13 protein-coding genes are annotated in these 11,057 nt (G+C 60.3%); 10 read left to right on the forward strand and 3 right to left on the reverse strand.

What is annotated here, in order from left to right; genetic code table 11:
• From AC1DMK_RS06120 to modC, 4 genes are all read left to right on the forward strand, one after another.
• The gene (locus AC1DMK_RS06120) at positions 1-588 is read left to right on the forward strand and encodes a nicotinate-nucleotide adenylyltransferase (RefSeq protein WP_477858125.1); all 588 of its coding nucleotides are present in this window, start codon (positions 1-3) and stop codon (positions 586-588) included.
• A 487-nt stretch (positions 589-1,075) separates the two neighbouring features.
• Positions 1,076-1,858, forward strand: coding sequence for a molybdate ABC transporter substrate-binding protein (gene modA / locus AC1DMK_RS06125; protein WP_477857742.1), 783 nt, complete (start codon positions 1,076-1,078; stop codon positions 1,856-1,858).
• 73 nt (positions 1,859-1,931) lie between these two features.
• A complete protein-coding gene (gene modB / locus AC1DMK_RS06130; RefSeq protein ID WP_477857744.1) occupies positions 1,932-2,645 on the forward strand; it encodes a molybdate ABC transporter permease subunit in 714 nt (237 codons plus the stop codon).
• On the forward strand, positions 2,642-3,709 hold the full coding sequence (gene modC, locus AC1DMK_RS06135; protein ID WP_477857746.1) for a molybdenum ABC transporter ATP-binding protein: 1,068 nt from the start codon (positions 2,642-2,644) through the stop codon (positions 3,707-3,709). Before modB ends, modC begins: the two co-directional genes overlap by 4 nt.
• On the opposite strand, the gene AC1DMK_RS06140 is transcribed toward modC, so the two are convergent.
• On the reverse strand, positions 3,710-4,075 hold the full coding sequence (locus tag AC1DMK_RS06140; RefSeq protein WP_477857748.1) for a winged helix-turn-helix domain-containing protein: 366 nt from the start codon (positions 4,073-4,075) through the stop codon (positions 3,710-3,712). It lies immediately after the preceding gene.
• Positions 4,076-4,273: 198 nt separating this feature from the next.
• On the opposite strand from AC1DMK_RS06140, the gene rsfS reads away from it, so the two are divergent.
• The 6 genes from rsfS to AC1DMK_RS06170 all read left to right on the forward strand — a co-directional run bounded on the left by rsfS (position 4,274) and on the right by AC1DMK_RS06170 (position 10,029).
• A complete protein-coding gene (rsfS, locus tag AC1DMK_RS06145) occupies positions 4,274-4,720 on the forward strand; it encodes a ribosome silencing factor (RefSeq protein ID WP_196246823.1) in 447 nt (148 codons plus the stop codon).
• Between the two features lie 120 nt (positions 4,721-4,840).
• A complete protein-coding gene (gene rlmH / locus AC1DMK_RS06150; RefSeq protein ID WP_477857750.1) occupies positions 4,841-5,323 on the forward strand; it encodes a 23S rRNA (pseudouridine(1915)-N(3))-methyltransferase RlmH in 483 nt (160 codons plus the stop codon).
• Positions 5,324-5,444: 121 nt separating this feature from the next.
• Positions 5,445-6,908 carry a murein hydrolase activator EnvC family protein gene (locus tag AC1DMK_RS06155; protein WP_477857752.1) on the forward strand — a complete coding sequence of 488 codons (1,464 nt, stop codon included), beginning with the start codon at positions 5,445-5,447 and terminating at the stop codon, positions 6,906-6,908.
• A complete protein-coding gene (locus AC1DMK_RS06160; protein WP_477857754.1) occupies positions 6,898-8,220 on the forward strand; it encodes a S41 family peptidase in 1,323 nt (440 codons plus the stop codon). The genes AC1DMK_RS06155 and AC1DMK_RS06160 overlap by 11 nt, the downstream gene beginning before the upstream one ends.
• Positions 8,221-8,299: 79 nt before the next feature.
• The gene (locus tag AC1DMK_RS06165) at positions 8,300-9,496 is read left to right on the forward strand and encodes a divergent polysaccharide deacetylase family protein (RefSeq protein ID WP_477857756.1); all 1,197 of its coding nucleotides are present in this window, start codon (positions 8,300-8,302) and stop codon (positions 9,494-9,496) included.
• A 14-nt stretch (positions 9,497-9,510) separates the two neighbouring features.
• Positions 9,511-10,029, forward strand: a complete 519-nt coding sequence (locus tag AC1DMK_RS06170) for an RNA pyrophosphohydrolase (protein WP_037068046.1) — start codon at positions 9,511-9,513, stop codon at positions 10,027-10,029.
• A 55-nt stretch (positions 10,030-10,084) separates the two neighbouring features.
• Here the strand turns inward: AC1DMK_RS06170 and bfr are convergent, their stop codons facing one another.
• Both bfr and AC1DMK_RS06180 read right to left on the reverse strand, forming a co-directional pair.
• Positions 10,085-10,570 carry a bacterioferritin gene (bfr, locus tag AC1DMK_RS06175; RefSeq protein WP_477857758.1) on the reverse strand — a complete coding sequence of 162 codons (486 nt, stop codon included), beginning with the start codon at positions 10,568-10,570 and terminating at the stop codon, positions 10,085-10,087.
• The gene (locus AC1DMK_RS06180; RefSeq protein WP_477857759.1) at positions 10,536-10,910 is read right to left on the reverse strand and encodes a (2Fe-2S)-binding protein; all 375 of its coding nucleotides are present in this window, start codon (positions 10,908-10,910) and stop codon (positions 10,536-10,538) included. Before AC1DMK_RS06180 ends, bfr begins: the two co-directional genes overlap by 35 nt.
• Between the last annotated feature and the right edge of the window lie 147 nt (positions 10,911-11,057).

Raw genomic sequence — 11,057 nt, forward strand, 5'->3', positions numbered from 1 at the left:
ATGCCGCACGCAGAGCGGGGCATGGTGGTCGGTCTTTTCGGCGGGTCCTTCAATCCACCGCATCAGGGGCATGGACTTGTCGCCGAGATCGCCATCAAGCGACTGGGGCTAGACCAGCTCTGGTGGATGGTGACGCCGGGCAATCCGCTGAAGGATCGAAGCCAGCTGTTGCCTCTATCGGAACGCGTCGAGCTCAGCGAGCGCCTTGCAAAGCACCCGGCCATCAAGGTAACGGCGTTCGAGAAAGACTTCGGGACCAGCTACACCGCCAACACGCTGGCGCGCGTCAAGGCCTGCAATCCGAATGTGCATTTCATCTGGATCATGGGCGCCGACAGTTTGAAGACGTTCCATCGCTGGCAGAAGTGGCAGGACATTGCTCGCACATTTCCGATCGCGGTCATCGACCGCCCGGGCGCGACCCTGTCGTTCCTATCCTCGAAGATGGCGAAGACGTTCGATTTCGCCCGTATCGACGAAGACGATTCACGGGCGCTATGGAAAAAATCTGCGCCGGCCTGGACCTTCATCCACGGACCGAGATCGCGCCTCAGTTCGACGGCGATCCGCGCCAAGAACGGAACGTAGTCGACGGCTTGGGGGTGGCAGACAGCGAAAAGCCCGACGGGGGAGGATCCGTCGGGCTTTTAAACTTGATCGACAACTGGGAGGAGGAGTGTTGTCGATCCACACCAAACGGCTTTGGGAGGAGGAAATCACCGTTTGATGGGGATGTTTTATCACAAATCGCCAAGACTGGAAGCTGGTTCGCTGCATTGCAGCAATGCAAATACGCATACCTGAACGCAAGGCGTCGTCTCCATGTGCTTGTTTCAATGGCATGCTGACCGATTTGCGCGTTTCCTGTCGATTGTGTGGTTGAATTATCCTGGAATTTGGTGGCCGGCGTTCGTTGCGGGTTCGTCAGGTCGCCAACACCTATGCACCTCACGAATGCGTGATGAGCGGCGCTCCGCGCATCGCCTTCCCGGTTGTATCGCGGCAAACATATCGCTGGCCAAGTCCGCGATCACGTTATATCTCTTGGGATATTTCGAAGCGCGGGAGTGAATTCATGCATAGCCGTCGTCAATGGATCAAATTTGCGGCTGCGGCCGTTTCAGCTGCCTGGCTGGGCATCGCCGCAACACCTGCGGTAGCTGCGGAGAAGGTCACGGTCTTTGCGGCCGCCAGCCTCAAGAATGCGCTCGACGGAGCCAACGCCGCCTGGGCGAGCGAAGGGGGCGAGGCTATCGCGTCCTATGCCGCAAGTTCTGCGCTGGCAAAACAGATCGAGAGCGGTGCGCCGGCCGATATCTTCATCTCGGCGGATCTGGACTGGATGGACTATGTTGCCAAAAAGGACCTGATCAAGGCGGACACCCGCTCCAATCTGCTTGGCAACCGGATCGTTCTGGTCGCCGCCAAGGATCAGGCCAAACCCGTAGAGATTGCCATGGGCTTCAACCTTGCAGCACTGCTCGGCGACGGCAAACTCGCCATGGGCGAGGTCAAGTCGGTGCCCGCCGGCAAATACGGCAAGGCGGCGCTCGAATCACTCGGCGTCTGGCCCTCGGTTGAAACCAAGGTTGCCGGGGCCGAAAGCGTTCGCGCGGCGCTTGCGCTGGTTTCGCGCGGCGAAGCACCCTATGGCATCGTCTATCAGACCGATGTCACGGCCGATCCCGGCGTTGCTGTCGTCGGCACGTTTCCGGCCGGTTCACACCCCCCGATCATCTATCCAGTCGCCGTTCTCGCCGAGAGCAAGAACCCCGCTGCCGCTGCCTACCTGGCGTTTCTGAAGTCGGAGAAGGCGGCTCATTTTTTCACGGATCAAGGCTTCACGATCTTGAAATGATTGCGGATTTAACATTGCGATAGAGCAGGGAGGCCCGCTTGGACGGGCCTTCTACTTTTGGGAGAGATGACGCTTGGAAGCACTCGGCCTGCGCAGCGACGAATGGACCGCAATCCTGCTCAGCCTGCGTGTGTCAGTTGTGGCGATGCTGGCCAGCCTGCCCTTCGGGATTGGCGTTGCATTCGTCCTGGCACGTAAGCATTTTTGGGGGAAATCCATCCTCAATGGCATCGTCCATCTGCCGCTCATCCTGCCCCCGGTGGTCACCGGTTTCGTCCTGTTGATCCTTTTCGGCCGACGTGGGCCGATCGGCGCATTTCTCGATCAGAATTTCGGCATCGTCTTTTCGTTCCGCTGGACGGGTGCTGCACTTGCCTGCGCGGTCATGGCCTTCCCGTTGATGGTGCGAAGCATTCGGCTCTCCATAGAGGCTGTCGACCGAAAGCTGGAGGAGGCGGCCGGGACGCTGGGTGCCAGTCCGTTCTGGGTATTTGTGACCATAACACTGCCGCTGACGCTTCCGGGGATCATTGCCGGCATGATCCTTTCCTTCGCCAAGGCGATGGGAGAATTCGGGGCGACGATCACGTTCGTTTCCAACATCCCCGGCGAGACGCAGACGCTTTCGGCGGCGATCTACTCCTTCACCCAGGTGCCGGGCGGCGATGCGGGCGCGTTGCGGCTGACGCTGGTGGCCGTCGTCATCTCGATGGTCGCGCTGCTGGCTTCGGAATACCTTTCGCGCTTTGCTGGCCGGAGGGCTGGCCGGAGGATTGATCCAGAATGACGCTCGTGGTGAAAGCAAAGCATCGGCTCGGCGCGTTTTTGCTTGATGCCGCCTTCACGTCGGAGCGCGGCATCACCGCGCTTTTCGGTCGCTCCGGCTCGGGCAAGACGTCCCTGATCCGCATCATCGCCGGCCTGACGCGGCCGCAGGAGGGGCGGGTCGCGCTGGACGAAGAGGTGCTGACCGACACGGATCGGCGGATTTTCGTCGCCAAGCATCGCCGGCGGTTTGGCTACGTGTTTCAAGAGGCGCGGCTGTTTCCGCATCTTAGCGTTCGTCACAACCTTTCCTACGGTCAATGGTTTGCCTCGGGCGGCGGCCCGACGGAGAGCCTCGATCGGATTGTCGCATTGCTCGGAATCGAGGCATTGCTCGATCGCGAACCGGAAAAGCTCTCCGGCGGCGAGAGGCAGCGGGTGGCCATCGGCCGGGCCCTGCTTTCATCTCCGCGCCTGCTTTTGATGGACGAGCCGCTTGCTGCGCTCGATGATGCCCGCAAGGCCGAAGTCATGCCTTACCTTGAACGCCTGCGCGACGAGATGGATATCCCGATTGTCTATGTCAGCCATTCGATCGCCGAGGTGGCGCGTCTGGCCGACCAGGTCGTGGTCATGCGGGACGGCAAGGTCGAGGCTGTAGGGTCTGCCGTCGATGTGCTCAGTCACCCATTGGCCTCTTTCGACCACCGCGAGGCAGGCGTGCTGCTTGAAGGCAAGGTGGAGAGCATCGATGAGCAGCATCGCATTGCCACGATCGCCTTGAAATCCGCGCGGCTCCATGTCCCCGATGCCAGGTTGCTGCTTGGCAGGGCGGTGCGCGTGCGCATTCCTTCCCGTGACGTCATGTTGGCAACGAAAAGACCGGAGGGATTGAGCGCACTGAATATTCTCGAAGCCATCGTCGGAGAATTGAAGCCCGCCGGCGAGGGGACGGTTGACGTCGTCCTCGACTGCGGGGGCGACGCGATCACTTCCCGCATCACGGGCTTTTCGGCCGAGCGCCTGGAATTGCGGGCAGGCACGCCCGTCTTCGCCATTATCAAGACCGTGGCGCTGGAACCGTGATCAGCGCTGTGCGGATCGATTGGCCTCCAGCCAGGCTAGATCGTCGGCAAGCGTTGCCCGCAGGGTTTGCTCCATTTGCCTGAAGCGGGCGAGCAGCGTTTCGCCGAATGGCGTCAGGACTGCACCGCCGCCCTTTTGGCCACCGCGCTGCGATTCGACAACGGGCTCTTTGAACATCCTGTTCATGTCGCTGACGAGCAGCCAGGCACGGCGGTAGGACATGTCCATGGCGCGCCCTGCCGCAGAGATGGATCCTGTCTCCCTAATGTGTTCGAGCAGTTCCATCTTGCCGCGCCCCAGGCGATCTTCCTGCGGAAAGCTGATACGGAGAATGGGAACAAGGGTGTTGTCGGCGTCGCTTTTCATCGGCGGTCTTTGCATTCGGAGGCAAGCCATGACTTTACGCAGGGCCGCATCAACTGTACACAGCCGCCTCAACGCAGTCTTGTGACAAAGCTCCTCTCCCGCGCCAAATCCGGCATTCACGCATTGTGATCGCCCGTGTCTTGAAACGTTGGTAGTTTGGTGCCTATCTTAACCACGATTTGGTTTGCCAAATCAGTGATGTGCATAGTCTGTCATTCCGAGAAAGGGAAAGCACTGACAACAGTACACGCCAAGGGAAGAACGCTTGCCGTTATCCCGAAGAGCCCGGAACGTGGCGTCGATGCCGCCGCCCGCGCCCTGCACGCCGTCCTCGTAAGCCTCGAGGACTCCAAAGCTGAAGATATCGTCACGATCGACATCGCCGGAAAATCGGCGCTCGGAGACTTCATGGTAGTCGTCTCCGGCCGTTCGAGCAGGCATGTCATGGCGATTTCGGACCACTTGCTGACTGACCTGAAAGATGAGGGCTTCGGTACGGCCCGTGTCGAAGGTCAGGAAGGCGGCGATTGGATCCTGATCGATACCGGCGATATCATCGTGCACGTATTCCGTCCTGAAATTCGCGAGTTCTACAACATCGAAAAGATGTGGGCGGCTCCGGACATGGACGAAACCGTGCACTAACCAGACCGTCTGGACGTCATGTCCGGCGCCTGCTAGACGGCAACTGATTGAGCCGGAGTGATGGCACCCGGCTCGCGACCATTCTTGTGTCGCCGGGTGCTGAATGGCGGGAGCGAGCGGATGCGTATTGGTCTTTTTGCGGTGGGACGGCTGAAATCCGGCCCAGAGAAAGATCTTGCGGCCCGCTATTTCGATCGTTTTGCCAAGGTCGGTCCTGCGGTTGGCCTGGAATTTTCCCGCGTTGCCGAAGTTGCGGAAAGTCGCGCCTCGAACGCAGAAACCCGCAAGCGCGAGGAAGCGGCCATGCTGCAGAAATCGCTTGCCGAGGGAAGTATCCTCATTCTGCTGGATGAGCGCGGCAAGGCGCTGGACAGCGAAGGCTTTGCCAACCTCCTTGGACACTATCGCGACCAAGGCAAGCGCGACGTGACCATTGCAATCGGCGGCGCCGATGGACTGGATCCTTCGCTCTATGATCGGGCCGACGCGACGATCGGCCTGGGGAGGATGACATGGCCGCACCAACTGGTGCGCACGCTCATCGCAGAGCAGTTGTACCGCGCCGTGACCATCCTTTCCGGGCATCCCTATCATCGTGTCTGAGCTGACTGGATCGCTCACGCCGGCGTGGTTCGCGTCGCGGTCCATTGTGCCTCGATCTTTCTGGCAAAGCATGCCAAATCAGCTTACTCTCCGCGCGATTTTAGAGGACTCCCCGACGCGCATGCCAACCCCTGCCTTCAAGCGAAAGTATGTGATCCTGCCTGCCCTGGCTGCGGGGCTGAGCGCGTCCTTGATTGCTGCTGCGGGCCGGGTTGATGCGTTCGCACAAGCAGCACCCACTTCGCTCACGGGTGCGGGCGCGGAAATCGCGCCCATTTCTCCCGATCCCTCCGCAAAAACGACAGAGGCGCCGGCCCCGCCCGCAGATCCCGCTGCCGAACTGGAAAAAAAGCGGGATGAAACCCGCATCGAGCTCGAGGCCCTGTCCAAGACCATCAGCCTTTCCTCCGATAAGGTCGGCGAACTGCAGAAGAGCATTTCAGATCTGGACAAGAGTACCAGCAGCGTTCGACAGGCGTTGATCGATTCAGCTGCACGGCGCAAATCGCTGGAGAAGCAGATTCTGGAGAGCGAGAAGAAGCTTTCGGATCTCGGCGTGAAGGAAGACGCCGTTCGCCGTTCACTGCATGAGCGTCGCGGCCTGCTTGCGGAGGTGCTTGCGGCGTTGCAACGCATGGGGCGCAATCCACCGCCGGCCCTTCTCGTAACGCCCGACGATGCGCTCGGCTCGGTCCGCAGCGCCATTCTGCTTGGTGCCGTGGTACCCGGCATCCGCAAGGAAACCGACAAGCTTGCCGCTGACCTCGGCAACCTTTCCTCGCTGCAGGCCGCAAGCGCTGCAGAAAAGACCAGCCTGACCGCGACGATGACCAACAGCCTCGAGGAAGAGCGGCGCATGGATATGCTGCTCGCCGAAAACGACAAGCTGAGCCGCAGCAGTGCTGCGGAACTGGACGCCGAGCGGAAACGCTCGGAAGAGCTTGCGGGCAAGGCGACCAGCCTCGAGGGCCTTGTCGCGTCGATGGAAACCGAGATTTCCTCGGTCCGTCAGGCCGCTGCGGCGGCCCGCCAGGCAGAGGAAAACCGCAAGCTTTTGACCGATGAGCAGCGAGCCCAGGCCAAGGCGCTTGCCGACGGCGGCGTGCCTGATAAAAACCGCATTGCGCCCGCATATCCATTTTCAGATTTGAAGGCGAAGCTGGAATTGCCGGTGACTGGAGAGACCCTTCGCCAGTTTGGCGATGCCGATGGAACCGGCCACGAAGCCATGGGAATGACGCTTGCCACCAATCCGGAAACGGTGGTCACTGCGCCCGCAGACGGGCTCGTGGTTTACGCCGGCTCATTTCGTAGTTATGGCCAGATGATCATCCTTGATGCCGGCGACGGCTACCACCTTGTTCTCTCCGGAATGGAGACAATCAGCACGCGTCAGGGCAAGTTCGTTTTCGCCGGTGAGCCGCTTGCCGTGATGGGCGCAAAAAGAGTGGCRAGCGCAACTGCATTGGCGCTGGAAACCRGYCGGCCAACGCTTTACATTGARTTTCGAAARGACGGGAAACCGGTCGATTCCCGACCRTGGTGGACCGCCAAAGACACTGGAAAGGCACGCAATGATTCGTAGGGCTTCTCTTGTTCTGGTTGGCGCATTGATGGGTGCGACTGCCATGAGCGTCATTTATTCCGCGGGCGTGCCTGCGGAAGCGGCGGGGGCGTCCACCTACAAGGAGCTGTCCGTGTTCGGTGACGTATTCGAGCGGGTACGCGCGCAGTACGTAACGCCGCCTGCCGAGGACAAGCTGATCGAGAACGCCATCAACGGCATGCTCTCCTCGCTGGATCCGCATTCGAGCTACATGAATGCGAAGGACGCTGCGGACATGCAGACCCAGACGAAGGGTGAATTCGGCGGTCTCGGTATCGAGGTCACCATGGAAGACGAGCTCGTCAAGGTTATCACTCCGATCGACGACACGCCTGCGGCAAAGGCCGGCGTTCTCGCGGGCGACTATATCTCCGAAATCGATGGCCAGTCGGTGCGCGGCCTGAAGCTTGAGGACGCGGTCGAAAAGATGCGCGGCCCGGTCAACACGCCGATCAAGCTGACGCTGATCCGCAAGGGTGCCGACAAGCCGATCGAACTGACGATCGTGCGCGACGTCGTCGCGGTTCAGGCCGTCAAGTCGCGTGTCGAGGATGATGTCGGCTACCTGCGCGTCATCTCCTTCACGGAAAAGACCTACCCGGATCTGGAAAGGGCGATCGAGAAGATCAAGAAGACCGTCCCGGCAGACAGGCTCAGGGGCTATGTGCTTGACCTGCGCCTCAATCCGGGCGGGCTGCTCGATCAGGCTATCCAGGTTTCCGATGCGCTGCTGCAGCGTGGCGAAGTGGTCTCCACCCGCGGCCGCAACCCTGACGAAACCCGCCGCTTCAACGCCGGTCCAGGCGATCTGACGGATGGAAAGCCGGTGATCGTGCTGATCAACGGCGGTTCGGCCTCGGCTTCTGAAATCGTCGCTGGCGCGCTGCAGGATCTGCGCCGCGCCACGGTTCTCGGCACCCGTTCGTTCGGCAAGGGATCTGTCCAGACAATTATCCCGCTTGGCGAGAACGGTGCGCTGCGTCTGACGACGGCGCTCTACTACACGCCGTCGGGCCGCTCGATCCAAGGCACGGGTATCACGCCTGACATCAAGGTCGAAGAGCCGCTGCCGGACGCTCTCAAAGGCAAGATGGTGACTGAAGGCGAATCCAGCCTTCGCGGCCACATCAAGGGCCAAAGCGAGACCGACGAAGGTTCTGGCTCCGTTGCCTATGTTCCTCCGGATCCGAAGGACGACGTGCAGCTCAACTACGCGCTCGACCTTCTGCGCGGCAAGAAGACGGATCCGTCTTTCCCGCCCAATCCAGACAAGGCCGTCAGCGCCAAGTGATGATCGAATGAGGCGTCAGGCCGGATTTAGCGTCCCGCCTGACGCCTTTTTTCTGTCCTGATTTCGGAAACAGGCAAGAATGAGCACGGATCTACACGCGCCCCTCGGGCAGAATCGCAAACCCGGCCGAAAGCGGCCGGGCATTTTGCGGACGGGCCGCGTGCTTGCCGGTATCTGCCTCATCCTCATTGGCGGATTTTCGCTCTATACCGCATTTCGCGGCGACGGCGTGAAACGCGACAAGCCGTCCCCACAGGAAGAGGCCGCTGTGCCTCCGACCGACACGGTGCAGACACCAGCTGAACCGCACGCTTCGCCTGACGGCGGGATGCCGAGATCCGATCCGCAGTCGGGTGCGAACGTCGAACAGATGGTTGGGGGCGACGGCTCTGTTGTGACCAAGTACAGTCCGAAGACGCGCGACGGCAACGGTCCGGTTCTGGTCGATGCCATGCAGATGGGCCAGGATCCGCGCATGGCAGCGATCCCGAACGAAGCCTTGTTGGAAGATACGCCGGCTGGGCGGCTGCCGATCGTCGGACCGGATGGCCGTCGGCCGATGGACCAATATGCGCGCCCTTGGTCTGGTGCGCACGGGACGCGGATAGCGATCGTCGTCAGCGGGCTCGGTCTCAGCCAGACTGGCACGCAGCGCGCTATCCAGCAGTTGCCGGAAGAGATCACATTCGCTTTTGCGGCCAGCGGCAACAGCCTGCAGCGGTGGATGCAGGATGCGCGCCGGGCCGGGCACGAGATCCTCCTGCAGGTACCCTTCGAGCCGTTCGATTACCCGGCAAACGATCCGGGCCCCGATACGCTGCTCACCTCGAAGTCCGCCGCCAGAAATGTCGAGAGCCTGCATCGGGCGATGGGCGAGATTACGAACTATACCGGTATCATGAATTATCAGGGCGGGCGGTTCTTGTCCGACCCCGCCGCCCTGGAGCCGGTCATGCGCGATATCAGCAAACGGGGCCTGCTGTTTCTCGACGACGGAACCTCGGCGCAGTCGAAGACGGCTGTTGTCGCCAAGGGAACGGAACTGCCCCATGCCTTCGCCGACGTTCAGCTCGACAGGCAGGTCGATGTGAATGCCATCCTGCAGAAGCTGGACGAGCTTGAGCGGGTTGCAAAACGCAACGGCCAGGCGATTGGCGTCGCAGCCGCCTTCGATGAAAGCATCGACGCAATTTCCAAATGGACGGAAGAAGCAGCTATGCGCGGCATCGAGATCGTCGGCGTTGCCGCATTGACAAATGATCCGAGGAAACCGTGAGCAAAGACAAACCGGTGCGTAAGCCCATTGTGAAGGCCGAAGATCTCCCCTATCGCCCCTGTGTCGGGGTGATGGTTCTCAATCCCCATGGGCTTGTATGGGCGGGACGCCGCATTCCGCAGGAGAACTCCGAGTATGACGGATCGCCTCAGCTCTGGCAGATGCCGCAGGGCGGCATCGACAAGGGTGAGGACCCGCTCGAGGCGGCTTATCGCGAGCTCTACGAAGAGACCGGCATGCGAACCGTGACGCTGCTTGCGGAAGCCAGCAGGTGGATCAACTACGACCTGCCGCCGCAATTGCTCGGGATCGGGCTCAAGGGAAAATTCCGGGGTCAGACGCAGCGCTGGTTCGCATTCCGCTTCGACGGCGAGGAGAGCGAGATCGCGATCAATCCACCACCGGGTGGCCATTCGGCCGAATTCGATGCCTGGGAGTGGAAACCGATGGAAAGCCTGCCCGGCCTGATCGTGTCGTTCAAGCGGGCCGTCTATGATCAGGTCGTCGGTGAATTTCGCCATTTGGCAGCTTGAACGCCGCCGAATATGACCGGCCGCGGGTTTGATGCGGCCGGTTGTGAGTTGGTGTTTACTCGGCTTCGTCGGCGGAGTCGGCGTTGAGTTGGCCGTACTTGGATTCGCCAATCTTGCCCAGGAGTTCCAGCTGGGTTTCGAGGAAGTCGATATGGCCTTCTTCGTCCGCCAGCAGTTCCTCGAACAGCTTCATGGAAACGTAATCGCCGGCCTCATGACAGATGTCGCGCGACTTCTTGTAGGCCGTGCGAGCGTCGTATTCGCCGGCGAGATCGGCTTCCAGAACTTCCTTCACGTTTTGACCGATACGAAGCGGTGCGAGTGTCTGCAGGTTGGGGTGGCCTTCGAGGAAAATGATGCGTGCCACCAGGCGGTCGGCGTGATGCATCTCTTCGATGGACTCGGCCCGCTCCTTCTTGGCTAGCTTCGTGTAGCCCCAATCTTCGAGGAGTCGGTAGTGAACCCAGTACTGATTGACAGCGCCGAGTTCCAAAAAGAGGGCTTCGTTAAGCCGCTCGATGACTTTTTTGTCGCMTTTCAATGTCCGCTCTCCTGTTTTCTTCATGGAAGTTTCTGAGGCGGGACATGAAATCAAATATCTCGGCTTCCGTCGAGTGGTGACGGGCGTGATATTCCTCGGTGGTCTTGATGATGATGTCGACGACATTGGGGAAACAGCCGCAGCAACGGCCGCGTTTCTCCATAGCGTGGTACACCTTAGCCGGTACGATAAGCTGCCAACAGTCCTGCTCGAGAAGCTCGTTGATGACTTCCCGGATCTCCGTGTCGGTTATGTAGTTGCAGCTGCAAACAAGCACGTTCTCATTCCAAACATGACAGTCACTATCGTCTTTTCTGCTAAAGAAGACGGTGACTGTCAAGAAAAAATTGTCATCTTGCCGACGTCACCGTTTCACATTTCCTTGTCAGTTCGGTGAGAAGAATGCCGCCCTCTCCAGAGGCGGAATTGCGATAGCGCCATGGGATGATTGCGGATTGGAAGATGCAATCGAAAATTCGCGGCCGCT

It is taken from the genome of Rhizobium sp. 05L419 (assembly GCF_056397845.1).